This is a genomic window from Streptomyces sp. NPDC054765, assembly GCF_053612065.1.
This window is the reverse complement of sequence record NZ_JBSHBP010000018.1, coordinates 98,122-122,238: the sequence shown is the minus strand read 5'-3', so window position 1 is coordinate 122,238 and position 24,117 is coordinate 98,122. Positions and strand designations below refer to the sequence as shown.

The following is a 24,117-nucleotide window of genomic DNA, read 5'->3' as shown; positions in this document are numbered from 1 at the left end:
CAAACCGCATGGACAACCGCATGGACGAACCGCACGGACAAACCCCACGGGCCTCACCCCTCCGGCCGCAGTTAGAGTGAACGGGCCGTGGTGTTCGGGAAGCCGGTGACGGACCTTGTGGTCCCAGACCGGAGCGGCCCTCGCCACTGTGATCGGGGAGTTTCCACCCCTTCCGCGGGCGCACGGCGCGCCTGCGGCGCCACTGACCGCAGCCCGCGGCCGGGAAGGCGGGGGCGGACGCGGGTACCCGTAAGCCAGGAGACCGGCCACGGCATCTCACGAACTGATCCACGAGGTGCTGGAGCGTGACCGCCGGATGGCCCTGCCCACCGATACCCGTAACACCCCTGCTCCCGCCGCTTTTCGCTGGCGCCGGCAGGACACCGTCCGCACCGCGGGCCTGATGGCCGTCATAGCCGGTCTGCATGTCGTCGCCTTCGGCGTGCTCTTCCTGCTCGTGGTGCCCCACCACTACACCGTGGGCAGCCAGGTCTTCGGCGTGGGGCTCGGCATCACCGCCTACACCCTCGGCATGCGGCACGCCTTCGACGCCGACCACATCGCCGCGATCGACAACACCACCCGCAAGCTGATGGCCGACGGCAAGCGACCGGTCTCGGTCGGTTTCTGGTTCGCCCTCGGCCACTCCAGCGTGGTCGTCGCGATGGCCGCCCTGGTGGTCGGCGGCGCCCAGCTCGCGGGCACGCTGCTCAACGACGAATCCCGTACCCACCAGATCCTGGGCACGGTCGGCACCACCATCTCCGGGACCTTTCTCTACCTCATCGCCGCCCTGAACCTGGTCGCGCTGACCGGGATCTGGCGGGTCTTCCGCGGTATGCGCAACGGCCACTTCGACGAGGCCGAGCTGGAGCAGCGCCTCGATGCGCGCGGCTTCATGAACCGCATCCTGGGCCGGTTCACCCGCTCGGTCTCCCGCCCCGGCCAGATGTTCCCGCTCGGCTTTCTCTTCGGGCTCGGCTTCGACACCGCGACCGAAGTGACCCTGATGGTGATGGCGGGCAGCGGCGCCGCGGCCGGCCTGCCCTGGTACGCGGTGCTGTGCCTGCCACTGCTCTTCGCCGCCGGAATGAGCCTGTTCGACACCCTCGACGGCACCTTCATGAATTTCGCCTACCAGTGGGCGTTCTCCAACCCGGTGCGCAAGGTCTACTACAACCTCACCATCACCGGCCTGTCGATCGCCGTCGCCTTCTTCATCGGCACGATCGAGCTGGTGACCGTGCTGCACGACAAGCTCGCCCTCAGCGACCCGTTGACCGGCTGGATTTCCGGCCTCGACCTGGGCAATGCCGGCTTCCTCATCGTCGGCCTGTTCGTGGTCGTGTGGGCCGCGGCGCTGGCGTACTGGCGGCTGGCCGGCGTCGAAAAGCGCTGGGCGGAGCGGGCGGAACGGGCCGATCGGACAGACCGGAGGAAGCAGGTGGAGCGAGCGGGGGCGGCGGATCCTGCCGCGTCGGACTCCTGAGACGCCTCCGCCCAGGAACCCCGTACGCACCCACCGCCCGCATCACCACCAGGACGGGGCCGGCCCGGTCAGGTGGCCGAACCGGCCGCCGCGCCCGTCACCAGATCCGGCCCCCAGCGCTCCAGCGCCGCCGCCAGATCGAGCGGCAGCAGCCGTTCCGGCTGGTCCGGGCCCGGCCAGTCCTCCCGCGGGACCCGCCACATCACCTCGAACTCATTGCCGTCCGGGTCCTTGGCGTACAGCGACTTGGCGACGAGGTGATCACTCGATCCCACCAGCGCGCCCCGCTCGACGAGCTGCGCATGTGCCGCGGCCAGTTCGCCGAGCGTGCCGGTCTCCCAGGCCAGGTGGTAGAGCCCGACCCGTCCGGCCTCCGGCCCCGGTGCGTCCGGCCCCACCGCGAACAGCGCCAGGTCATGATCATTGAGCGAGCCGGGAGCGCTGAGGAACGCGGTCCGCCCCGGCACTTCGACCCCCACCGTGAGTCCGAGGGCCTCGGTGTAGAACGCGACCGACCGCGCCACATCGCGGACGTAGAGCACCGCGTGGTTAAGACGTCGTACGGACATGGAGCCTGCTCTCCGATCTCCCGCAGCGGTACCGCAAGGCGCCGCCGCACCCTCCCCCGCTCTGATGTTCCTCCCCCACTCCATACCTGCCCAGAGTCCTTCGGCCGGTACACCGAGCTTTTCCGGCCCGACCGCCGAAGTCCGGGCAATGGTTCACTTGCGGCCGTCGCCGGCATACAGGCACGGCGATGCGCGACCGGGACCGGGAACGGGAACGGGAACTGTCCAGCTGATCGCGATCGGGTGCGGCCGGGCATCGGCCACGAGGCGGTCATACGCCCTGCGGGCCGAAGTGGCTGCCATGGATGCCATGGGTGCCTCGGCAGTGGATCGTCACGGTGAACGCCGTCGGGCAGCCCGCCAGTCACAGGGAGTAATGGCGATTCGCCGGGGAAGGCCGGTGCGTCCCTACCTCGGCGGGCAGCTCGGCGGGCAGGGGGGACGGTCTTCGCGGCCCCGGAAGCGTGCCACGCCTCCCCCGTCTGCGGATGCTGCGGCACCAGGAAGATACGGCGATCAGGCTCCCGGGACCGCTGCGGCGGCCGACCGCCGGCCGAGGAACGCGGCGACCGACCGGTCGAAGTCGGTCCGTGCCACCGCCGGCCGTGGATTGGCGGCGGCTGCCGTCCGCTGCGGCGCCAGCGCGGCGGCCACCGCCAGCTTGGCGGCCCGGATCGCCGCGGGCGGCTGCCCGGCGACGGAGGCGGCGAGACCGGAGGTGCGGGCGGCAAGCTGCTCCTCGGGCACGCTGTCGTCCGCCAGCCCGAGGGCCACCGCGCTGCGGGCGTCGGCGAGGAGCAGCAGGTGGTCGAGGACCGGACTCATGTGCCCGTTCTCGATGCGGCTGACGGCCTTCCTGTGGACCGTCAGCCGGGGCGCTTGGCCATGACGACCAGACCCGGCCCGCTGTACTCCTCGGCGGGGAGCCGGAGTTCGGCGACCGGGTGCAGGCCGGCCTGCTCGATCAGGTCCACGAGTTGTTCCGGCCGCCATTTGTGTGTCGTCCACTGAACGGGTACGCCCCCGTAGGCCTCGGTGCGCACCGCGTCTTCGTCGCCGACGTGTGTCCCGGTGATGAAGTGCCCGCCCGGCTTCAACGCGCGCGCGAACAGGGCGAGAACCTGGGGAAGGACGTCACGGGGGAGGTTGAACAGTGACCACCACCCGAGCACGCCGCCGAGGGACGCTTCGCCAAGGTCGAGGTCGGTGGCAGAGGCGACACGGAAACGGCAGTGCGGATGAAGACGGCGCGCGTTCTCGATCATGCGAGGAGAGAGATCCACCCCGGACACGTCGAGTCCGCGTTCGGCGAGGTAGGCGGTCACCGTCCCGGGTCCGCAGCCGACGTCGAGAACAGGCCCAAGCTCCCTCACGGTGTCGGCGAAGGCGTCGATCGATGCCTTGAGCCATGGATGACGACGGATGTCGCCGACACCCGTCGTCACCACCATGTGGGCGTAGTTGTCGGCCACGCGGTCATAGGACTCACGAACCACGTCGAGGTCGGCCGGGCGGTCAATACGGTGTGCGCGCATCAGCCAACGATACGAGTCCGCCGCGCGGGCCGATGAGGTGCTGTGCCGGAACGGGGGAAGACCTGTACCCGGTCTTGGTGCTCATGCCAGGACCGCCGGCTTCAGGACCTCTTCACACCATTCGCGGAAGGTTGTCGGGCTCGCGGTCCGAGGGGTGCGCTGCACTCCGTCGTCGAGGCCGTCGTCCTTGGCACGCATCATGTCCACGTAGCCTTCGGCGATCGCGTTCCCGGTCCCGCGTCCGGTGAGTGCGGCGCGGAAGTCGTCGAGCGACTGCCGCTCGTAGCGGACCGGGCGGCCGAGCACGTCGGAAATGGTGCGCGCCATGTCGTTCGCCGAAAGGTCCTCGGGGCCCAGCACCGGGACCTCGCCCGTCCCCGTCCATGAGCGGTCGAGCAGCAGGCCGGCGGCGGCTGCGGCGATGTCCCGGGTGGCGGCCGTCGGCGCTTTGCGGCCGGCGGTGACGGTGTCGGTGAACACGCCGTGGTCGCGGATCGGCGCCACCTGCCACAGCAGGTTGTCCATGAAGGTCGGGTTCGCGAGCGCCCGATAGGCCACGCCTGTACTCGCGATGAGGTCGTCCATGGCCAGCGACGCTGTCACCAGCCCGGCGCGGCCGGCGACAGGGGTGCCGCGGCCGAGCGCCGAGACGCCCACGACGTGTCCCACGCCGTGGGTCTTGAACGCCTCTGCGGCGACGCGAGTGAACCCGGAGTACACCGCGTCCAGGCTCGGTGCCCGCGGGTTCGGCGGGACGAGCCAGAAGACGGCGTCCGCGCCGGCGAAGGCCCGGTCGACGACCTCGGCGTCGCCATGGGAGCCGGTGACGACGTCGACGCGGGCGCGGGCCGCGGCGTGGAGTTTTCCGGGGTCGCGCATGATGACGCGCAGCTCTTCATCGCGAGTGGGGGCCTCGTTGAGCAGGATGTCCAGGAGCCGGCTGCCGATCTGGCCGGTGGGAGCGGTGATGACGATCATGTTTTGAGTCTCGGCGCATGCCCTCTGTGGCGTCCAATACCCTTCCCGGCAATTGATACCTTGACGGCATGGATCTCGACCTGCGCAAGCTCCGGTACTTCGTCGCGGTGGCCGAGCACCGGCACTTCGGCCGGGCGGCGGAACAGCTCTACATCACCCAGCCGGTGCTCAGCCGTCAGGTCAGGTCTTTCGAGCAGGAGTTGGCATGCACTCTGCTGGTGCGGACCACCCGCAGCGTGGAGCTGACCGCCGCCGGGAAGCATCTCTACGAGGAGGCACAGGGCATCCTCGCGGCCGTCGCGGCGGCGGTGCGACGCGTGCACGACGTCGACCACAGCGTCCAACGGCTCGTTGTCGCTTTCTCCCCCGGGCTACACGTGTCGGACGCGATCCGGGCGTTCACACTGCGCCACCCCCATGTCGAGACCGACGTCGTCCCGGCACGCTGGTGGGAACAGGACGCGCCGCTCCGGGACGGCCGGGCCCAGGTGGGGTACCTGCGGCGGCCGTTCGACGACTCGGGGCTGCACACCATCCCTATCGGCCACGAGCCCAGGGTCGCCTGCATGCCCGCGGCGCACCCGCTGGCGCGCCGTGCCGACCTCACCTCCGCCGACCTCGACGGCGAGCGGATGCTCGACACACCGACGCGGCGGACGTCTTCACTTGAGGAGAAGTTCGAGCTCATTGCCTCGGGGCACGGCATCGCGCTCATCCCGCTGAGCGTCGCGCGCTCCTACTCCCGCCCCGACCTCGCCCACCTCCCCGTCACGGACGCCCCCGGGATCGAGACATGCCTGGTCGTCCTCGCGGACCGGCGCGAGAAGCTGCTGCGCGACTTCCAGGAGATCGCCACCGCGACGCTGCGGCGCACCTGAGCGATCAGCGGCCGGGCCACGGACGGGCGAGACGATCGCAGTGGAGGACGTCGAGCACATCCAGGATGTGCTGGGTGCCGCGCACGAGGCGGAACTTCTCGGAGATCTGCCCGTGTGCGGATCACGCAGCTGCCGCAGGCCCGGCGCGGTCGGCCGGGTGAAGGCGTAGCGGCCGAGGAAGTTGATGTGGCCGTACTGGAGCGGGGAGAGCCGGGTGAGCAGCCCGTCATCCACTTCTCCCTGGCCAGCAATTTGGTGCGGGGGCGCCCCGGCGGTCGCCGTCCATTGTCGACAATGTGCGTGGCGTGGGGCGACGGGCCTTCCGCGCGGGCTCCGGTGGCCGTCACGAGTCAGCAGGCGGCGTGTCCAGCAGGCCCGCGCGCCCGGCCGGCGGTGCGCTCAGGACGGAACCGGGGTCTCTTGCTGGTTCCGCTCAGCCAAGAACGCCCCCTGACGTCTGCAGGGGACACGAGCCGATGCACCATGAACAGATCGCTGCAGCCAACCTCGGTGAAACTCTTTGGAGCCTCCATGCCATTACGGATAGCAATCACTGCTGAGCCGATACCTTCACATGTGTCCGCGCTCGATTACGTCACCGGCCCGGCCCTTGAGCAGGGCCACGATGTCGCGCTTTACGCCCCTCTCATGTTCCGCCGCGAAGCCCAGCGGCGAGGAGTGGAGTTCCACAGGGCAGGGACGGACTGGACCTGCGATCCCGCCGTTCAGCAGACAGCAAGTGAGATCTGGAAGGAGTCCGGAAACGGACCCTTCAACCGCTACGTCTTCGGTCGGCTCTGGCCGGATCAGGCCGGGGCGAAGGCCCATGACCTCCTCACCGAGTGGACACGGGCGCGGCCTGATCTGGTGATCGCCGAGTGCAGTGATCTCGGCGCGCACCTTGCGGCGAAGGTCCTGCGTCTGCCCGTGTTCGCAGCGGACAACGGTCTCGGCCCGGTGCTCCTGGATCTCTGGGATACCGACATTGCGCCCGCGTTGACCTCCCTCCACAAGCAACACGGGCAGGACACCCCCGTACTGCCTCCGATGCTCACCCCCGCGCCGGTCCCGTGGTTCCACGAGACGCCCCCGCCCTCGGCGCGCGCGGTCCGGCGCACCGTCGCGGAATTCCGGACCGCCCTCCCCGAGCGGCTGTACCGCTCCCCCTCCGCCCGCCCGCTCATCTACGTGAGCCTCGGCACCTTGACCACCGCGATGTCCGGTCTCCGGACCGTGGTGGGGAGTGTGTACCGGGAGATCATGGCGGCACTCTCCGGAATCGGCTGCGAGGCGATCGTGTCCGCGGGAGACCTCGCAGAGGAGCTGCGGAGCGCGGACCCCCGCATCAGGGTTGTCGAGCATGTCCCGCAACCCGCGCTCCTGCGTCGTGCCGACCTGTTCGTGACGCACGGAGGCCGGGCATCCCTGCTCGACGCGGTGCAGGGCGCAACGCCCGTCCTGGGCATGGGCGTTCTCGCCGACCAGCCCGACAATGCCGCCGCGTTCGCCCGGCGCGGCCTCGGCCGCGCGCTGGAACTCACGGCGACGCGCGGCGAGATCGCCGACGCCATGACGGCCATCCTCGGCAACTCCTGCTACGACGCCGCCATGGCTGCCGCCAATGCCGAGCTGTCACAGCTGCCACCGCTCGACATCACGGAACTGCGGGACAGTGGGTGATTCAACAGTGGGTGATTCATGAGACGACTTCGGGAGTTACTTCGCGGCTCGGCAGCATGATCAATGCCAATGAGTCCGGGAGTCACCGCGGCCTTCCTCGCGGGCCGGATGTGGCCGCCGCTCGCCGTTCCTCCCCATTCCTCCCTGATCCAGGAGACGGTAGACCAAGCCCCGCGCTCTGGCCCGCTCCCGCCGTACGACGAGCTGGTGGCGCTGGAGCAAGCACTACTCGTCATCGTCGCCGGCCTGTGGGCGGCTGTGGACGAAGCGGAGCGCCGGGCCCCGGACGTACCTGGCCGCGAGTGGCTGCGCTCAGGGCTGACCGCCATCCGGTACCAGACCGCCGTCGGCCTCGGCTCCGGCCCGGTGTCCGCGCACATACAGGTGCGCGCTCCGGCTCGGGCATGCCGGTGGCTGCAGGACCGGCACAACATCCTGGTGGACGGTGCGTCATGAGTCGACAACGTCGTGTTCTCACCTACCTCACCTACCTCGCGGCGGTCGGGTTCATGCTGGCCGTCGGTATCGCCGGGGGTGGGCACCGATGACCGCCTACACCCGCTGCGACTGCGGCAGCACGCTGAACCTGAGGGACGTGGAAATCGACTCGGCGACCGGCCCGGCGCACGTCGTGAGGCCGGATGACGAGCTGCTCTCGGTCGCCGCGCAGTGCCAGCACTCCGAGCCCAAAGAGCAACCGATCATCATCCGGCCCAAGCCGAAGAAGGGCTAGCCTGCTGGTCCGCAACGAGAGGGAATGTCATGGAATGGATCAACTCCCGGTATGCCGACCTCGTAGCAGCCGTGCGGACCGCCAAGGCCGCCAAGGCCACCATCGGTAGCGAGGAGGGGCCGCCGCCGGTCCGTGTGTTCCTGGTCCCGGATGCGGACGACGAGAGCTAGCCACACCCCTACGAGTGATAGGCGCCACCCGCCCTGTGAGCCGACCATAGGGCGGTGTCCATCTCGTACGAGAGGTAGCCATGCCATGACCACAGCGACAGCGTTACCGCCGCCGACAGAGACCGCGGTGCGGTACTGCGAGGCGTGCTGGAAACACCCCGCCACGAAGATGAGGAGCACCGACGGGGGGCGCATCTGCGACGGGTGCGCCGAGGCCGGATACCCGCGGCGCGTCGACTTGTTCCCGCCGCTGGGAATCTTCGGTCTGACGGAACGGAAGCTGTCCGCGCCGGAGATGGGGCGGCACGGGACCGGTAGCCCGAAGATGCCGCCGGACCCGGGCCCGCATCTGCCGTCGCCGCCGCCGACCCCGTCCCCGCCCGGGACTCCGCCGGTGTAGCTGCGCCTGCTGCGCCTTGTGCGCTCCACTCGTGTGCTGCCTCGGTGGCCTGCGAGCGGGGTGTTGCCGTGCGCGGTGCCGGGGTCCCACAGGACGTGGAGAGGCGCGCGCCTGGGCGCGCGGGGAGACGTGCCGGCCCCTCTCGCCACAAGCGTTACGTGGCCCCTACACCGGACGACAGTCCCTCGTGCGGGTGCCCCGGTGAGGGTCCACCGTGGGGAGGTGGATTCTTAGTGGACTGCGAACATGAAAGAGGCCCCCGGCTCGAACACTCCGGGGGCCTTTGACCTGACGTTTTACCGCTGTGGGCACAGACGGATTTGAACCGCCGACATCTGCTTTGTAAGAGCAGCGCTCTACCGCTGAGCTATGCGCCCTGGCCGAGCCGACAGACTACCTTGCCTCCTGGGCCGAACGGTAAACCAGTGCTCGAAGTGCGAACTTACCGGCCGGTGTGTTCGTTTCCGGTGAGTGGGAGAATGATATTCGGTCCTGGGGCGATCCGATCGGGAGAGGGAAGTGACGGCGAAAGACACGCAGCCGCTTGAGCAGCGAGAGCGCCGTCGCGTCCGTGGGGGCCCGCTCCGGGATGTGGTGGGTCTCGCGTTGCTGCCGTTGTCGCTGTTGGTGGCGATGGTGCCGATGTCGTTCGCGGGCGGCGGGACGCGTCGCTGGTTCGGGCGCGGGGAGAGTCAGCGGGCCGATGCGCAGGCCGCGAAGGATGCCGCAGCGACGGCGTTCTACGAGCTGGACACCGCGCACCGTGACCTGCGGATCTCCATAGAGACGATCACCGCGGTCGACAATTCGCCGGGCGCGCGGAAGGCCGCGGAGGATTACGAGGGCTTCGGCCGGCGGATCGACGAGGTGAGCCAGCGGTACATCACCGCTGTCGACTCCCATGATCTGGACCGTGACGATCTGGACGGCGCCGCGGTGGCGCGCGCCCGCGCCGATCTGACCCGTGCCAAGGAGGACCTGGATCGCGTCAAGGGCGAGCTCGAACGGTTCGCGCAGGGGCTCGGGCCGCTGCTGCAGACCGCCGAGACGCAGCTGGCGCGGCTGGCCCCGGCCGTGGAGCGGGCGCGGCAGGCGCTGCTGGCGTCGAGCAATGCGCTGGACGCGGTCCGTGCGCAGGGTCTGCGGGCCGATGACCTCGCGGCCCGGCTGGCGGCGCTCGGGCCCGAGCTGACCAAGCTCAATCAGGGTGCCGGGCAGCATGGCGTGCAGGAGACGATCCGGCGCGCCGACGATGTGCTGCGCAAGGCCGAGGGCGTACGGACCGAGGCCGAGCGGCTGCCGGGGAAAGCGGCGGAGATCGACAAGCGGCTGGTGTCGTTGCGGACCCGGGCGCAGGCGATCACCACGCGTGCCGGGCAGGTCGACCCGGTCCTCAGCGAGCTGCGGCGCCGGTACAGCGCGGCGTGCTGGCAGGATCTGCAACAGGTTCCGGAGCAGGCCGCGCAGTCCGTCCAGCAGGCCGAGGTCAAGCTGCGGGAGGCCCAGCGGGCACGTGACGAGCAGCGCTGGGCGGATGCCACGAGCCTGCTGGCGACCGTACGGGCGCTGCTGGACGGCACCGACGAAGCGGTGTCGGCGGCCGGTGACCGGCTGCAGCGGCTCGATGCGGTGTCGTTCGACCGGCAGAAGGAGGTCGAGCGGACGCGCTTCGCGGTCCGGGACGCGCAGCGGCTGGCGATGGCCGGGCGCAGTACTCCCGATCCGCGGCATGCCGGCCCCCTGGACGAGGCGGTGGCGCGGCTGGACCGTGCGGTCGCGGGCCTGGAAGGGCGGCATCCGGACTGGTGGCACTTCCTGACGGAGACCGAGGCGGTGCGGCAGACGGCGGCCCGGGTGGTGCAGGAGATTCGCGGGGCCAGGGGCGGCGCGGGGGCCGACGGCTGAGGTCCGGACCGGCCACCAGTGACTGAGTCCAGCGGCTGAGGGCCAGTGGCTGGCGGCCGCGGTCCAGTGGCTGAGGCCCGGTGACTGAGTCCGGTGGCTTGGGCGGGGCCTTGCCGGGGCGGTGGGTGGTGGCCTGCTGCCGAGACGTGGTGGCCGGTGCTGCCGAGACGTGGCTACGGCGTGCCCGCGGCCCAGGCGGCGTACACGGGGTGCCCGCGGCCATACGGCGTCGGCGTGCCCGCTGCGTACACGGTGCCCGCTGCGTATACGGTGCCCGCTGCGTACCACAGTGTCCGCTGCGTACGGCGTGCTCGCTCGGCGCCCGGGTGTGACGGCCCGGTGTCCCACGATGGCGTGATGTCCCCCGCGGACGGATCCTGGAGAGAAGTACGGCCCAGGCGGCACACCTGCGTGAAGGAGGCCGGAGATGGCTACTGGGGCTACTGGCCAGACCCTGCACGGGCCCTCGAACCCGTTCCACCGGGTGAAGACGCACCACCACACACGGCTCGATGAGCATCTGCCCGTGGACCACCGGCTCAGCAAGGTCTATCGCATCGGCGCGGGACTGATGGGCTTGGTACTGGTCGCATTCGGCATCCTCGGACTGATCCACCACATCGGATTCTTCGACACCGGCGGCGACACCGTTTCCGGGCTGAACACCAATGGCGCCCTGAGCGTGCTCTCGATCGTCTTCGGGGTGATTCTCGTCGTCGGCATGGTGATCGGCGGAAACTTCGCCTCGACCCTGAACATCGTGTTCGGCGGCCTCTTCCTCCTGAGCGGCTTTGTGAACCTGGCGCTGCTGCAGACCAAGGCGAACTTCCTCGCGTTCCAGCTCCAGAACGTCCTCTTCAGCTTCGTGGTCGGCGTGATGCTGCTGGTCTTCGGGATGTACGGACGGGTCAGCGGCGGCCTCTCACATGACAATCCGTACTGGCGCGCCCGGCACCCGGACGAAGCGCGGCAGTTCGACCGCGGTCAGCTGCATCCCGTCTCCGGCATGACAGCGGCACGGCAGGCGGCGCGGGTCAAGATGCAAGGCGCCTCGCATGCCGGGCGCGGTTCGATCGGCGCCGGCACCAGCGGGAGCAGATCCCGCACCGGTAGCGCCACCTCCGCCGGCATGGGTACGGGCACGGGCACGGGTACCGGCACAGGTACCGGCGCGGACACCGGAACCCGTGGCAAGAAGTCCTGAGCCGGGGGCGAGGAGACGTCAGGGCGTACCGAGACGGGATGTGGGGATGCCCGGTACGCCCTGACGGCTGGTGCGGGGTGGTTGATGGCCGGTGGCTATTGGTTGGCGGCCGGTGATCGGTGGGTGGTGATCGGTGGGTGGTGATCGGTGGCCGGTGATCGGTGGGTGGGGGAACACGGGGAGCAGGGAGCAGGGAGCAGGGAGCACACGATGAGCCGTTCGGGGCACACCGCCTCGTCCACCTCGTCCACGGGGCACGGGGTGCACCACGTGGCGGTCGAAGCGCTCGCCAAGCGGATCTTCAAGGGCACTTACGGCGAGGGCGACAGCCTCGCCATGCCGGAGGTAATGGCAGAGCTGGACGTGACTCAGACCGTACTGCGTGAAGCGATCAAGGTACTGACCACCAAAGGCCTCCTCGATACCGACAAAAAGCGGGGCACCTTCGTCCGCCCCCGTGAGGACTGGAACCTCCTGGACACGGACGTACTGCGCTGGAAGCTCGCGGCCGGAGTCTCGTCCGACTTCTACGCCGATGTGCTCGAACTGCGCCGGTCCATCGAACCCGCGGCCGCCGCGCTCGCCGCGGAGCGCCGTACGGACGACGATCTTGCGGCACTGGACGCCGCGCTCAGCGCGATGGCCGCGACCGACAACGATCCGGTGCTGCTCGTACGCGCCGATGCGTCGTTCCACACGGCGATGCTGATCGCCTCGAACAATCGCTTCTACGCGCAGATGCACCGGGTGATCGTGCCGGTACTCGTCCAGCGCGACCGGGCGGTGCTCGCCGCGGACGGCGCGTTCGAGCATCCGCATGCGGTGCATGCCGCCGTGGTCGAGGCGGTACGGAACCGGGACGTCGACGGGGCCTATATGGCGATGCTCGAACTGCTGGACTTGTCGGCACGGGAGCATCCGTAGGGGGCGGGCAGCCATGGGGGGCGCGGGCAGGGAGGGGATGCCCGGCGTGAGTTCCTGGCTCCTCTCCAAGCCGGGGTCGCCATCCTCCAGCCCGACATCTCGCATGCGGGCGGCATCTCCGAGCTGCGCCGGACCGCCGCGCTCGCGGAGGTGTACGGGGCGCAGCTCGCCCCGCACTGCCCGCTCGGCCCGGTCGCACTGGCCGCCAGCCTCCAAGTCGCCTTCACCACCCCGAACTTCCTCATCCAGGAGCAGTCCATCGGGATCCACTACCACCAGGGCGCCGAGCTGCTGGACTACGTGGTGGACGCGGAGGGGTAGACGCGGAGGGGCCGACGCGGAGGGGCCGACGCGCAGCGGAACCCTCGGCCCGTGTACCGGTACCGGTACCAGCACCGGTAGCGGCACCGGTAGCGGCACCGAACAAGCAGGTCAACCCCATAGCTCCAGGCTTGTCCCATGCCGCACACTCCACACACCCGTCAGTCCGGCCCGGAATAATCGAAGGCGTCACCCGCGCGCCCGAACGACCCAGCCGCGCAGTACGCACGCGGCGGGGAGCAGGAGAAAGCAGGAACGCCATGGACTTCAGCACAGCGCTCCGGACCGAGCGACTGGTCGCCATCATCCGGGGCAGGGATGCGGAGGCTTCCTTCCGTACGGTCATGGCGCTTGCGGAAGCGGGCCTTCCGCTGATCGAGATCTCGCTCAGCGGACATGACGCCCTCACCGTGATCCGACGGGCGCGCGCCGAACTCGGCGACGCGGCCTGGCTCGGCGCCGGCACCATCCTGACCGCGGCCGACGCCCGGCGCGCCGCCGAAGCCGGGGCGAATCTCATCGTCACGCCCGGTCTGGGCGCCGGTCTGGAGGAGTCCGTACGCCAGGGACTGCCGACGCTCGCCGGGGTGATGACGCCGTCCGAGGTGATCGCGGCCGATGCGCTGGGCGTCTCGGCCCTGAAGCTGTTCCCCGCGTCGGTCGGCGGGCCCGCCTATCTGCAGGCGCTACGAGGGCCGTTCCCCGAGCTGTCCTTCGTGCCGGTCGGTGGAGTGGACGCGGCGGCTGCACAGGAGTACTTCACCGCCGGGGCGGTGGCGGTGGGTGTCGGCTCACCGCTGGTCGGGGATGCGGCGGACGGCGGGGATCTGGACGGGCTGCGCAAGCGCGCGGCGGAGTTCAGGGCGGTGTGCGCGCGATGACGGGGCAGCAGGGCGCCGACGGCGAGGAGGCACCGCGGGGTGGCGGCGCTGCCCGCCCGGGGCGGGCCCTGGCTGCCGTCCGCGAGTGCCCCGGGACCCCGGGCGCCCGGATGTCTTCACCTTCGGCGAGACCATGGTCGCGCTGCGCGGCAGCGGACCGCTGAAACTCGGCGGCACGATGCAGGTCTCCATCGCCGGAGCGGAAAGCAATGTCGCGATCGGCGGTCGCGTCGGCCGGTGACCGGGAGGGTGCGCCGACCCGTGCGGAGCTGGGCATGCTGGGCGCGCCGCCCGGCACCGTCGTCCGCTGAGCGGCGCCACGGCTAATCTGTGCCCATGCCTCGTTACGAATACCGGTGCCGCCCCTGCGACGCCACCTTCGAGCTGAACCGGCCGATGGCCGAGTCCTCCGCCCCGGCCGCCTGCCCCGAGGGGCACGAGGACACCGTGAAGCTCCTCTCCACGGTGGCCGTCGGCGGCTCCGCAACCGCTCCCGCCCCGAAGGGCGGAGGCGGCGGAGGCTGCTGCGGAGGCGGCTGCTGCGGCTAGGGCCGGCCTGTCCCGGGGCCTGCGCCACGTCCCTGAGGCGCACCGGCCGCGGCCCGGTGCTCCCGCCCAGCTCCGAGGTACGCCGCGGCCCGGTGCTCCCGGCCCCTACCTCTTGCGGGCCAGCGTCACGCCGTCCGCCACCGTGAGGATCACCGCCTCCATGCGGGAGTCCTCCGCGACGTGGTCGTTGAAGGCCCTGATCGCCAGGGCCGACCCGGTAGCCGCCGGGTCGACGACCTCCCCGTGGTACAGGACGTTGTCCGCGACGATCAGGCCTCCCGGCCGCATCCGGGGCACCAGCTCTTCCCAGTAGGCGATATAGCCGCCCTTGTCCGCGTCGAGATAGGCGAGATCGATGTGTGGTTCGGCCGGCATCGCCCGCAGGGTTTCCAGCGCGGGCGCGATCCGCAGTTCAATGCGGTCCCCGACGCCGGCCTTCGCCCAGGCCTCCCGGCCGTACGCCGTCCACTCCTCGGACACATCACAGGCGATCAGCCTGCCGTCCGCGGGCAACGCCTGGGCCATGGACAGCGCCGAAAACCCGGTGAACGTCCCCACCTCGACGACGTGCCGTGCCCCGATCAGCCGCACCAGGAAGGCGAGCAGCGGCCCCTGTTCCTCCGCCGACTGCATCCCCGCCGCCTCGGGAAACTGTTGACGGGTGAGCTCCACGTTGTCCCGCTGGGCGGCGTTCAGCGGTGGGTTGTGGGCGAGGACGTAGTCGTACATCTCCGCGGTGATCGGCGTGCTCTTGGACTCAGCCACTGGCTCTCCTCTGCCTCAAGGATCGCGGCCCCGGCCGGTCACCGGACGATGCGGCCGGCCGCCCCGGCGAGACTAGCCGAACCTCCCCTCCATCGGCCGCTTTTCACCCCTTCCGTCCACCGGGGCCCGTGGACGCGGCGCCGCGGAGGAAGGCCCGCACGATCTCCTCGCCCGCCGCGACGCCCCGCTCGTCGAGCGCCGTGACATGGGGGACGTGCCAGCCGGAGTCGGCCAGCTCGCCGTGGCCGGGGCGCCATCCGCGGTCCGCGGCCAGCAGCAGGTCGGCGTCGAGCAGGGAATCGCCGGCCGCGAGGATCCCGGACGCTCCGGTACGGCGCGCCACCTCCGCCACGGCTGCGCTCTTGGTCAGCGGCCGCGGCACGGCATAGATCTTGCGGCCCTGGAGGGACACGGTCCAACCGCGCTCACCGGCCCAGCCGGTGAGGTCCTTGACCCAGGTGTCCGGCAGCAGCGGCCGCTCCACGACGAGATAGGCGAAGAGGTCCTCGGCGACGCGCTCCTTGAGCAGCCAGGCCGGGTCGGCGGTGCGGACGAGGTGCGCGCGGATCTCGTCCAGGGGGGCACACTGCGCGGCGAGCCGCCCGGCGACGGTGCGCTGCCAGTCCGGGTCCGACTCGCCCCGTACGAGCAGATGGCCGCCGTTGGCGCAGATGGCGAACTCGGGTGCCGGTCCGGGGAGGTGAATGCGTCCGTACTGTTCGCGGGTGCGGGTGGTGGCCGGCACAAAGGTGGTGCTGCCGGCCAGTTCGGCGAGCAGCCCGGCGGCCGTCTCCGTCATGTAGGACAGCGGCTTGCGCTCGTAGGTCTCGACGCACAGCAGCCGGGGGGCCTCGGCGTCGGGCATGGTGAGGCCCAGCGCGGCGGCCGAATAGATCAGGGTGCGGTCGAGGTCGCTGGCGACGATCACGCTCATCAGGAGGTCACCGCCTTGCCGTCGGCGCCCGTGGCCCCGCGGGTGAAGCGGGGGTGGATCAACCCGACACAGGTATAGGGCAGTTCACCGACCTCTTCGACGGGCACGCCCCGTTGTTCCGCCAGGAGGCGCACATGATCGAGATCGGCCCCGGCCCCCTGCCGGGCCAGGATCTTCCAGGGGACCCGGCGCAGCAGTACGCGGGTGGTCTCGCCGACACCGGGTTTCACGAGATTGACGTCGTGGATGCCGTATTCCTCGCTGATCCGTTCGACGGCGGCCCAGCCCTCCCAGGTGGGGGCGCGGTCGGCGGCGGCCAGTTCCTTCACCTCCGCGACGACCTCGGCTGCCACGTCGTCGAAACGGGCGCTGACCGCATCCAGGAACGCGCGTGACACATCGGCCGCCGCCAGGTCCCGGTAGAACTTCGCGCCGTGGAAGTCGTCCGGGCCCACGAGGTCGTCGCGCAGCACGGTGCGCGATATGAGGCCGGAGACGGTGGAGTTGAGGCAGGCGGACGGGATGAGGAAGTCGTCCCGGGTGCCGTAGGTCTCGACGCAGCCGCCGGGGTCGGCAAGCACGGCGATCCGCGGGTCGAAGCCCGGGAAGTCCTCCAGGGCCTGGGCGAGTTCGCGGGTGATGGCGCCCTTGCCGGTCCAGCCGTCGACGAAGACGACGTCCGCCGGGTCGTGGTGGGCGGCCAGCCAGCGCAGTGCGGTGGTGTCGATGCCCCGGCCGCGGACGATCGAGACCGCATAGTGCGGCAGCTCCAGGCCGTGGGTGCGCAGCGCCCAGCGGCGCATCAGCACGCCGACGGGTGTCCCGGCCCGCGCCAGCGACACCAGCACGGGGTGTGGGCTGCGTTCCGCGAGGACGGTCTCGGTGACGGTCCCGACCGCCCGCGCGATCCGGCTCGCGGAGGTCCGCAGCGCGCTGTGGAAGAGCGCCTGGTACTGCTCGCTCGGCTGGTATTCGACGGGCAGCGACTCGGCGTAGTGGGCACCGCCGCGCTGAATCGCCTCCTCGCGTTCCTCGGTCGGCGCTTCCAGGGTGACGCCGGAGAGATCCTGCAGCAGCCAGCCGACCTCGTCGGCGGTGTAGGAGGAGAAGGCGGGGCCGCGCAGCGGCTCGGGAAGGGCCATGGGCCGGGCCTGTGGTTGCGGGGCGTACGAGGGGATGACGGCGAGCAGCAGCCGGTCGGTGTGTGCGGCGAGCCGGTCCAGCAGACCGCCGGTGGCGTGCAGCTCCGGGAGGTCACCGGGCGAGTCCACGACGGCCACGATGGCGTCGAAACGACGGTCCGGGTCGGTGCCGGGCGCGACGTTGTAGGCGTACCGCTCCCCCGGCCCGTCGGCCGGCCGGTCGTGGGCGGGGAAGGACAGGCGGGTCCGTATCGCGTAACCGGGGTCGTCGACGGCGAGCACCGGTGAGCGGGTGGTGGTGGAGAAGAAGACCCCCGTGCCGCCGGTGGACGCCGCCGGCGGTCCGGATCGCGGCGCGGTGGCGCCCTCCCCCGCTCCGGCGCACTCCCCCGCTCCGGCGTCCTCCCCCGCTCCGGCGTCCTCCCCCGCTCCGGTGCCCTTCCCCACTCCGGCGTCCTCCCCCGCTCCGGTGCCGTCGTCGGCCGGCGCCGGGGCGGCGCCCTTCCCCTCCCCGGCCACGAGAGCGTCCAGAGCCTCGGCTATCCGCAGCGGCGCGTACATCAGCTCCTCGTTGCCGAGGACGAGGATGCGGCGGGCGCCGTTCAGCTGCCGGGCGATCCGGGTCGCCATGCCCGGCAGCGCCGCCTCCAGCCGTTGCCGGTGCGCGGGTGTGAAACCGTGCCGCCCGCCGTCCGGCAGCCCGGCGGGCCAGCCGAGGTCGGCCCGGACGGCATCGGCTCCGCGGCCGCCGGCCGCACCCGGAGCGTCCGCCGCACCGGACCCGGCGCCGACGGCCCCGGAATCAGCACCCGCAAAGGTGCTCCCCGTGGCAGGCACCGGGGCCCCGGCCGCAAGGGCCTCCTGTGCGGCGACGAGTTCCTGGCCGCGGGCCAGGACGTCCCCGGGCAGGCGCACACCGCCGGCGGCCAGTGCCACGAGGTCGACGCGGGCGCCCAGTTCCGCGGCGAACTTCTCCAGTCGGCCGCGGTCGGCGTCGGAGCGCATGTCGACCAGGGCGACGACCACGTACCGCTCGCGCGGGAAGCGCGTGTGCAGGGCCTTGATGGTGTTCAGGACGGTCCTGCCGGTGGAGAACTCGTCGTCGACGAGCACCAGCGGCCCGTCCCCGGCGAGGAGTTCGCGGTCCTCCGGGAGCAGCAGATGCGAGGTGGCGTGGCTGTGCTCCTCTTCGAACCCGCCCACCTGCGCGACGCCCGCCACCGGCCGGCGGGTGGAGTGCAGATACGGCGCGAGCGCCAGGCCGTCGGCCACCGAATGTCCCAGGCCGGTGGCGGTCTCGGCGTAGCCCAGTACGACGGAGCGGGCAGCGGCCTCGTCCCCCAGCAGCGTCCGCACACGGCGCCCCAGCCCGTAGCCGGCGCCATGGACCACACCGGGGCGCTGTGGCACATGCTTGCCGAGCACGTTCGACACGAGCAGATGGGCCCGCTTCGGGTTGCGCCGCAGCGCGAGCCCCAGCAGTTCCGGCAGCTCGTCCCCGCCGCTCAGTGAGACCCCGAGCCGACCGGCGACCCACTCTCCCGTCCAGACCACGCGTTCCGTCTCCTCCGTCGTACCGCTCATGTCATTTCCCGCACGTCATGTCCCGCACGTCATGTCCCGCACGTCATTCCCCGCACGTCATTCCCCGCACGTCATTCCCCGCACGTCGTTTCCCGCACGTCATTCCCCGCACGTCATTCCCCGCACGTCGTTTCCCGCACGTCACGTCTGCGGCAGGCTCGCCGTCAGCAGCTCCACGAACCCGGTGCCCTCCCGGGCGACCCCGAACGCCTCGGCACGCAGCAGGGTCCGCTCGGCCCAGGCGCGATGCGGCTTCACCTCGTTCATCTTGTTCGTGTAGGCGGAGCGCAGCACCCCGCCGTCGCCGCGTTCGGGCCGCAGGATGTCGACCGCGTCGCTGAACTCCTCGTGGCTGACGACCGAGAGGGCGTGTACCGGCGCGACATGCGAGGGATGGATGCAGGTCTTGCCCTGCAGACCGTTCGCGCGGTCGAGTTCGATCTCGCGCAGCAGGCCGTCCATGGCGTGCTCGATCAGGGCCGTGCGCAGTTCCTCGGCGCGTCCGAGGAACGGGCTGCGTCGCAGCTGAGGCTTGAACATCCGCTCCTGCAGCCGGAAGTACTCCCACACCGGGCCGGTGACCGTGAAGCCGGTGCCGTCCGCCCGGCCCAGCACATTCACCACGTCGGCGATCACGGAAGCGACGATCTGGACGTCGTATGCCGTCATGTCGGGGGCTCTGCGCAGTCCGTAGGCGGAGCAGAAGTCCGTGACGCCGAGCCGCAGGGCCAGCACATGGTCCCGGTATTTGTCCACGGTCCTGGCGATGCCCTGAAGGGTCTCGGCGCGGCTCTCCAGATGCAGCAGCTGCGGGGATTCCAGCACCGGCATCGCGAACAGCCGGCGGGCGCAGTCGGACTCGGCCGTGGTCAGTGCCTCCAGGAACGGTATTCCGCGCTCCTCGGTGAACTTCGGAAGTACAAAACCAGACAGCCTGTGCACGGCGGAGCCCATCCGGCGCACCAGATCCGGAATCTGGCCGGGTGCGCGGACGCGGATGAACAGCAGCGGAAGATCCCTGCCCGCGCCGGCCGCCTCGTCGAGCAGGCCGAGCTGCCGTACGAGATTCTCCTCGCCGGCCTGGACATCCCCGTCGCCTATGGAGTCCTCGAGGCAGAGCACCATGGACTTCACGCCAAGTCCGGCCTGTTTGAGGACATCCGCGGCGAGTCGCGGGCGGGTGGCGGGGCTGTAGAGCGTGGCCCCCAGAGCGACCGCGAGCGTACGAGCCGGGGAGTCGGCGGTGAACTCCACCGGCTCCTGGTGGAACAGTGCCTTCCGAATCTCGGGCGGAAGGTGCCCAAAATGACGCATATAACTCCCCGTGTACATGCGGGACCCGGGCACCCCCGCTGCGTCTCGCTGTCTGGATCCAGCCGGTAATCGTACGTGTGTGGGGGCTTGGTTAGTTCCCGCGTGCGTGAAAATCACGTAACCCGCAAGGGGCACCCAGGTGTCCGCGCCCGCGGGCTCCGGCACGGCTCGCGGCCCCCCGCGTTGTCGCTGCGACCTCAGGGAAGGCAGGATTGCGGCATGACGCACGCGATGCTGAAAGGGTCGAACGTACCCCTCGACGCCACGGCTGTCCGGGCCGTCCTGCGCTGGACGCCCGGCGCCGGCGTTCCTGATGTCGACGCCTCGGCCCTGCTGGTGGGGCCGGAGGGACACGTGCGCTCCGACGAGGACTTCGTCTTCTACAACCAGCCACGGCATCCGAGCGGGCTGGTGCGGCATCTGCCCAAGACCCGGCTCACGGACAGCCTGACCGACACCATCGAGGCGGATCTGTCGGCGCTGGATGCGTCGGTGGAGCGGGTCGTGCTGGCCGCGTCGTCGGACGGTGGCGCGTTCGCGGGCGTCACGGATCTGCGGGTCCTGCTGTACGACGCGGCGGCGAGCGACGACGAGCCGGTCGCGGTCTTCGATGTGGTGCCCGAGACGGGCGATGAGACGGCCCTGATCTGCGGGGAGTTGTACCGCCGCGCCGAGGGCTGGAAGTTCCGCGCCCTGGGACAGGGGTACGAGAGCGGTCTGGTCGGCCTGGCCACCGAGTTCGGGATCTCGGTGGACGAGAACGAAGCGGCCGCCGACGGTCCGCCGGCCTCGGAGGCACCGGTGTCTGCGCCTCCCGGCCCGGAGCCCTCGCCGGCCGCCGGCCCGGCTCCGCAGAGCGAGCCCGGCCCGTCCGGCGCCCCGTCCTCCCCCGCCCCGGCGGCGAGCGGCCCCTCCACCGCCGCGGCGACCCCGCCGCCCAGTACCTGGCCCGAAGAGGCGTCGGGCCCCCCGTCCGCGGCGGACCCGCAGACGTCTTCGGCGTCCGGCCCCGATGCCGTCACCCAGTATGTGCCGGACGCCATGCCGGAGCCGTTCTCGTCCGCACCGCTGCCGACGTCCGCGGCGGCCTCCCCGGCGCCCCCGCCCACCGGCGGCGGCTACGGCTACCCGCAGAACGTTCCGCCACCGCCGACGCAGCCCCCGGCCCAGCCCGCCTACGGAAACCCGGGGCCGCCGCCGCAGTACCAGCCCCAGCAGCCGCCACCGTCCCCGTACGGCGTTCCGCCACAGCAGCCGTACCCCCCGGCCCCGGCGTACGGCTACCCGACGCAGCAGCAGCCCTTCGTGCCGGACCCGTCCTTCGCCCTGCCGCCCCAAGGCCCGCAGTTCCAGCGCCGTTAAGACCCGCAGTTCCGGCGCCGTTAAGGCCCGCGGTTCCGGCGCCGTGAGGGACGGCCGGCGGGTCCCCCCGGCCGCGCGGGCGCGGGCCGGGCCTGACGCGGTGCGGGCGGGACGCAGCGGAAGCGGCGGGCGGCACGGGCGGGTCACGCGTTGGTCTTGTAGCCCCGCCCCCACTGCAGCCCCCAGCCGTACAGCCGGTCCAGCTCCGCCTGGAAGCCGTAGACGTACTTCGCCTCGCGGCGCACCGTCAGCTCGCCCTTGACGTTCTCGAGCATGAAGATGGCGCAGGAACGGGCCTGGGGCGCCCGCTCGTTCAGCTTGAGCTCCACCCGCGGCCCGCTGCTCGGATAGAGCGTCACGACCGCATGCGTACGGTCGAAAGCCGGCGTGCCGTCGTAGATGTAGACGAAGATCAGCAACCGCTTGATCTCCTCGCGGTGGTCCAGGTTGATGTAGAGCGTCTCGCCGGACCCCGAACCGAAGCGGTCATCACCGCTGAGCTTGACGAAGGGCGGCCCGTTGAGGTCGCCCAGAAAGTTGCCCAGCGGCTGCACCACGCCCCTGGTGCCGTCCTTGAGCTCGTACAGACAGGCCAGGTCCAGGTCGACATTGACCACGGCTGGCCCCTGCGCCTGTACGACCTCGGGCTTGAACAGCTTGCCCGGATGCCGCAGCAGACCGCCTGGGCCGTGCCCGCTCCGTTCATGAAAGTCGGACGTCCGCATCCGCCAGTGCAGATTGACCCGCAGATGCCCGGTGGCCGCGCCCTGCTTGGTCAGCGAGACGACCGGATTGCGCTTCGTCAGCTCGACGACGTAGGACGCGCCGCCGCTGTCGAAGTCGAACTTCGTGGCGCCACCGCGCCACAGATTCCCCAGGAACGACACCCTGCCCACCCCATCGCTCGGCCCCGAAATCACCACGGGACGGTCCGAGGTCCGCACCCCGGGCCGCCCCGCAGAGAGCGTTCCTCAATCAGCGTCGCGTCACACTCCGGACGTGACTTCCGACGTCGTTCCCGCGGTATCCCCCGGTTTGCCCTCGCGCCGGTTCCGGATCACGGACGAGGCGAAGGAGAGACCGATCAGCGCGATGCCCACCAGGCCGGTGACGACCTCGGGGATCTCGTACTTGATCGTGGCGAGCAGGATGACGGCCAGCGCGCCGATCGCGTAGTGCGCGCCGTGCTCCAGGTAGACATAGTCGTCGAGGGTCCCCTTGCGGACCAGGAAGACCGTCAGCGAGCGGATGTACATCGCGCCGATGCCCAGACCCAGCGCCATCATGAAGATGTCGTTGGTGATGGCGAAGGCGCCGATGACGCCGTCGAAGGAGAAGGACGCGTCGATGACCTCGAGGTAGAGGAACATGAAGAACGCGGCCTTGCCGGCCAGGCCCACGGCCGCGCCGGTGCCCTTCGTCGCAGGAGCCGCCCCGGTCTCCTCGCTCTCGTCGTCCTCGTCCTCCAGCTTGTCCTCGAAATAGCCGGAGATGCCGGCGACGACGAGATAGGTGATGAGGCCCGCGACGCCGGACAGCAGCACCGTGGCGGTCTTGTCACCGGCGCCGTGCGCGGCGGCGGTGGCCACCGTCATCGAGCTGACCAGCAGGACCACCAGCGCGACGATGACGGACAGCATGTCGAGCTTGCCCATCTTGGCCATGGGCTTCTCGATCCACAGCAGCCACTTGTAGTCGCGCTCCTCGAATATGAAGTCGAGGAAGATCATCAGCAGGAAGATCCCGCCGAAGGCCGCGATGGCGGGGTGGGCGCTGGTGACCAGTTCCTGGTAATGCGCCTTGTCGTTGATGGCGAGGTTGACCGCCTCGATCGGTCCCAGCTTCGCGGTGATCGCGACAATGACGACCGGGAACACCAGCCGCATGCCGAACACGGCGATGAGGATGCCGAAGGTGAGAAAGATCTTCTGCCAGAAGGCGTTCATCTTGCGCAGGATGCCGGCGTTGATGACGGCATTGTCGAACGAGAGCGAGATCTCCAGGACGGACAGGATCCCGACAATCGCGAGCCCCTGCCACCCCCAGAGCACGCCCGCCAAGGCGAGGCCGACCACCGTGATGGCGAACGACCAGCCAAAGGTTTTCAGGAGCACTGCTACCCAATCCCTCGCTGTAGGGGTCCCCCGCGCGCAGCGCGCGGCGCTTTACGAAACGTTGACCCCGAAGTCTAGAGCGATGCCCCGCAGACCCGACGCGTACCCCTGCCCCACCGCCCGGAACTTCCATTCGCCGAGGTAGCGGTACACCTCACCGAAGATCATCGCGGTTTCGCCGGAGGCGTCCTCGCTGAGGTCGTAGCGGGCGAGTTCACTGCCGTCGGCCTGATTGACGATGCGGATAAAGGCATTGCTGACCTGGCCGAAGCTCTGGCCACGCACCTCGGCCTCGTGGATCGAGACCGGAAAGACGATCTTGTCGACCTGCTCGGGCACCTGCGAGAGATCCACCAGGACCGACTCGTCGTCGCCCTCGCCCTCACCGGTGAGGTTGTCACCGGTGTGCTCGACGGAGCCCTCGGGGCTCTTGAGGTTGTTGTAGAAGACGAAGTATTCGTCCCCCAGCACCCGGCCCGACCGGCACAGCAGCGCGCTGGCGTCGAGATCGAAGGGTGCTCCGGTCGTGGACCGCGCGTCCCAGCCGAGGCCGACCATGATCTGCGTGAGATCCGGCGCGGCCTTGGACAGGGAGACATTGCCCCCCTTGGCAAGCGTGACGCTCATCGTTCGCTTCCTCCCCGGTGTCGGTGCGGGCCGTGCCCGGCCCGGCCCGTGTCTTCAAG

24 protein-coding genes, 1 tRNA gene, 2 pseudogenes and 1 riboswitch are annotated in these 24,117 nt (G+C 70.5%); of the genes and pseudogenes, 15 read left to right on the top strand and 12 right to left on the bottom strand.

Annotated features, from left to right (window positions below; translation table 11 throughout):
* Positions 1-71: 71 nt before the first annotated feature.
* Positions 72-285: riboswitch (cobalamin riboswitch) on the top strand.
* A gap of 31 nt (positions 286-316) precedes the next feature.
* A complete protein-coding gene (locus ACWGJY_RS14720; RefSeq protein WP_453261186.1) occupies positions 317-1,489 on the top strand; it encodes a HoxN/HupN/NixA family nickel/cobalt transporter in 1,173 nt (390 codons plus the stop codon).
* A 68-nt stretch (positions 1,490-1,557) separates the two neighbouring features.
* On the opposite strand, the gene ACWGJY_RS14715 is transcribed toward ACWGJY_RS14720, so the two are convergent.
* The 4 genes from ACWGJY_RS14715 to ACWGJY_RS14700 all read right to left on the bottom strand — a co-directional run bounded on the left by ACWGJY_RS14715 (position 1,558) and on the right by ACWGJY_RS14700 (position 4,571).
* Positions 1,558-2,058: a VOC family protein gene (locus ACWGJY_RS14715; protein ID WP_453261162.1), complete on the bottom strand. Its 501-nt coding sequence runs from the start codon at positions 2,056-2,058 to the stop codon at positions 1,558-1,560.
* Positions 2,059-2,574: 516 nt separating this feature from the next.
* On the bottom strand, positions 2,575-2,883 hold the full coding sequence (locus ACWGJY_RS14710; protein WP_453261161.1) for a hypothetical protein: 309 nt from the start codon (positions 2,881-2,883) through the stop codon (positions 2,575-2,577).
* A 41-nt stretch (positions 2,884-2,924) separates the two neighbouring features.
* Complete coding sequence (locus tag ACWGJY_RS14705; protein ID WP_453261160.1) at positions 2,925-3,593, bottom strand: methyltransferase domain-containing protein; 669 nt, start codon at positions 3,591-3,593, stop codon at positions 2,925-2,927.
* An 81-nt stretch (positions 3,594-3,674) separates the two neighbouring features.
* On the bottom strand, positions 3,675-4,571 hold the full coding sequence (locus ACWGJY_RS14700) for an NAD(P)H-binding protein (RefSeq protein WP_453261159.1): 897 nt from the start codon (positions 4,569-4,571) through the stop codon (positions 3,675-3,677).
* A 68-nt stretch (positions 4,572-4,639) separates the two neighbouring features.
* Between ACWGJY_RS14700 and ACWGJY_RS14695 the strand changes: the two genes are divergently transcribed.
* From ACWGJY_RS14695 to ACWGJY_RS14670, 6 genes are all read left to right on the top strand, one after another.
* A complete protein-coding gene (locus ACWGJY_RS14695; protein ID WP_453261158.1) occupies positions 4,640-5,449 on the top strand; it encodes a LysR family transcriptional regulator in 810 nt (269 codons plus the stop codon).
* A 576-nt stretch (positions 5,450-6,025) separates the two neighbouring features.
* Positions 6,026-7,129 (top strand): glycosyltransferase, encoded by a 1,104-nt coding sequence (locus tag ACWGJY_RS14690; protein WP_453261157.1) that lies wholly within the window; start codon positions 6,026-6,028, stop codon positions 7,127-7,129.
* 69 nt (positions 7,130-7,198) lie between these two features.
* Positions 7,199-7,585 carry a DUF6415 family natural product biosynthesis protein gene (locus ACWGJY_RS14685; RefSeq protein ID WP_453261156.1) on the top strand — a complete coding sequence of 129 codons (387 nt, stop codon included), beginning with the start codon at positions 7,199-7,201 and terminating at the stop codon, positions 7,583-7,585.
* Between the two features lie 88 nt (positions 7,586-7,673).
* Complete coding sequence (locus ACWGJY_RS14680; protein WP_453261155.1) at positions 7,674-7,862, top strand: hypothetical protein; 189 nt, start codon at positions 7,674-7,676, stop codon at positions 7,860-7,862.
* Positions 7,863-7,891: 29 nt separating this feature from the next.
* Entirely contained in the window at positions 7,892-8,032 is a 141-nt protein-coding gene (locus ACWGJY_RS14675) for a hypothetical protein (RefSeq protein WP_453261154.1), read from the top strand.
* 85 nt (positions 8,033-8,117) lie between these two features.
* Positions 8,118-8,432 (top strand): hypothetical protein, encoded by a 315-nt coding sequence (locus tag ACWGJY_RS14670; RefSeq protein WP_453261153.1) that lies wholly within the window; start codon positions 8,118-8,120, stop codon positions 8,430-8,432.
* A 305-nt stretch (positions 8,433-8,737) separates the two neighbouring features.
* On the opposite strand, the gene ACWGJY_RS14665 is transcribed toward ACWGJY_RS14670, so the two are convergent.
* Positions 8,738-8,809, bottom strand: a tRNA-Val gene (locus ACWGJY_RS14665).
* Positions 8,810-9,065: 256 nt separating this feature from the next.
* Between ACWGJY_RS14665 and ACWGJY_RS14660 the strand changes: the two genes are divergently transcribed.
* The 7 genes and pseudogenes from ACWGJY_RS14660 (at position 9,066) to ACWGJY_RS14630 (ending at position 14,216) form a co-directional block, all read left to right on the top strand.
* Positions 9,066-10,337: a hypothetical protein gene (locus tag ACWGJY_RS14660; protein ID WP_453261185.1), complete on the top strand. Its 1,272-nt coding sequence runs from the start codon at positions 9,066-9,068 to the stop codon at positions 10,335-10,337.
* Between the two features lie 427 nt (positions 10,338-10,764).
* Positions 10,765-11,541, top strand: a complete 777-nt coding sequence (locus ACWGJY_RS14655; protein WP_453261152.1) for a DUF4383 domain-containing protein — start codon at positions 10,765-10,767, stop codon at positions 11,539-11,541.
* Between the two features lie 210 nt (positions 11,542-11,751).
* A complete protein-coding gene (locus ACWGJY_RS14650) occupies positions 11,752-12,465 on the top strand; it encodes a FadR/GntR family transcriptional regulator (RefSeq protein ID WP_453261151.1) in 714 nt (237 codons plus the stop codon).
* A 39-nt stretch (positions 12,466-12,504) separates the two neighbouring features.
* Positions 12,505-12,780, top strand: a pseudogene (locus ACWGJY_RS14645) (enolase C-terminal domain-like protein); the annotation flags it as partial.
* Positions 12,781-13,046: 266 nt separating this feature from the next.
* Positions 13,047-13,667 carry a bifunctional 4-hydroxy-2-oxoglutarate aldolase/2-dehydro-3-deoxy-phosphogluconate aldolase gene (locus ACWGJY_RS14640; protein WP_453261150.1) on the top strand — a complete coding sequence of 207 codons (621 nt, stop codon included), beginning with the start codon at positions 13,047-13,049 and terminating at the stop codon, positions 13,665-13,667.
* Between the two features lie 85 nt (positions 13,668-13,752).
* Positions 13,753-13,890, top strand: a pseudogene (locus ACWGJY_RS14635) (sugar kinase); the annotation flags it as partial.
* Between the two features lie 113 nt (positions 13,891-14,003).
* Positions 14,004-14,216: an FmdB family zinc ribbon protein gene (locus ACWGJY_RS14630; RefSeq protein ID WP_453261149.1), complete on the top strand. Its 213-nt coding sequence runs from the start codon at positions 14,004-14,006 to the stop codon at positions 14,214-14,216.
* Between the two features lie 105 nt (positions 14,217-14,321).
* Here ACWGJY_RS14630 and ACWGJY_RS14625 read toward each other — a convergent pair whose 3' ends face one another.
* From ACWGJY_RS14625 to ACWGJY_RS14610, 4 genes are all read right to left on the bottom strand, one after another.
* Entirely contained in the window at positions 14,322-14,945 is a 624-nt protein-coding gene (locus ACWGJY_RS14625) for an O-methyltransferase (RefSeq protein WP_453261184.1), read from the bottom strand.
* Between the two features lie 139 nt (positions 14,946-15,084).
* On the bottom strand, positions 15,085-15,915 hold the full coding sequence (locus ACWGJY_RS14620; protein WP_453261148.1) for an HAD family hydrolase: 831 nt from the start codon (positions 15,913-15,915) through the stop codon (positions 15,085-15,087).
* Positions 15,915-18,641, bottom strand: a complete 2,727-nt coding sequence (locus ACWGJY_RS14615; RefSeq protein ID WP_453261147.1) for a phosphoribosyltransferase — start codon at positions 18,639-18,641, stop codon at positions 15,915-15,917. Before ACWGJY_RS14615 ends, ACWGJY_RS14620 begins: the two co-directional genes overlap by 1 nt.
* Positions 18,642-18,782: 141 nt before the next feature.
* Positions 18,783-19,955 (bottom strand): HpcH/HpaI aldolase/citrate lyase family protein, encoded by a 1,173-nt coding sequence (locus ACWGJY_RS14610; protein ID WP_453261146.1) that lies wholly within the window; start codon positions 19,953-19,955, stop codon positions 18,783-18,785.
* Positions 19,956-20,174: 219 nt separating this feature from the next.
* Here ACWGJY_RS14610 and ACWGJY_RS14605 point away from each other — a divergent pair, with 219 nt between their 5' ends.
* On the top strand, positions 20,175-21,317 hold the full coding sequence (locus ACWGJY_RS14605; RefSeq protein ID WP_453261145.1) for a TerD family protein: 1,143 nt from the start codon (positions 20,175-20,177) through the stop codon (positions 21,315-21,317).
* A gap of 143 nt (positions 21,318-21,460) precedes the next feature.
* On the opposite strand, the gene ACWGJY_RS14600 is transcribed toward ACWGJY_RS14605, so the two are convergent.
* From ACWGJY_RS14600 to ACWGJY_RS14590, 3 genes are all read right to left on the bottom strand, one after another.
* Positions 21,461-22,204 (bottom strand): TerD family protein, encoded by a 744-nt coding sequence (locus ACWGJY_RS14600; RefSeq protein WP_453261144.1) that lies wholly within the window; start codon positions 22,202-22,204, stop codon positions 21,461-21,463.
* A 99-nt stretch (positions 22,205-22,303) separates the two neighbouring features.
* Positions 22,304-23,431 (bottom strand): DUF475 domain-containing protein, encoded by a 1,128-nt coding sequence (locus tag ACWGJY_RS14595; RefSeq protein ID WP_453261143.1) that lies wholly within the window; start codon positions 23,429-23,431, stop codon positions 22,304-22,306.
* A gap of 51 nt (positions 23,432-23,482) precedes the next feature.
* Entirely contained in the window at positions 23,483-24,058 is a 576-nt protein-coding gene (locus tag ACWGJY_RS14590) for a TerD family protein (protein ID WP_453261142.1), read from the bottom strand.
* Between the last annotated feature and the right edge of the window lie 59 nt (positions 24,059-24,117).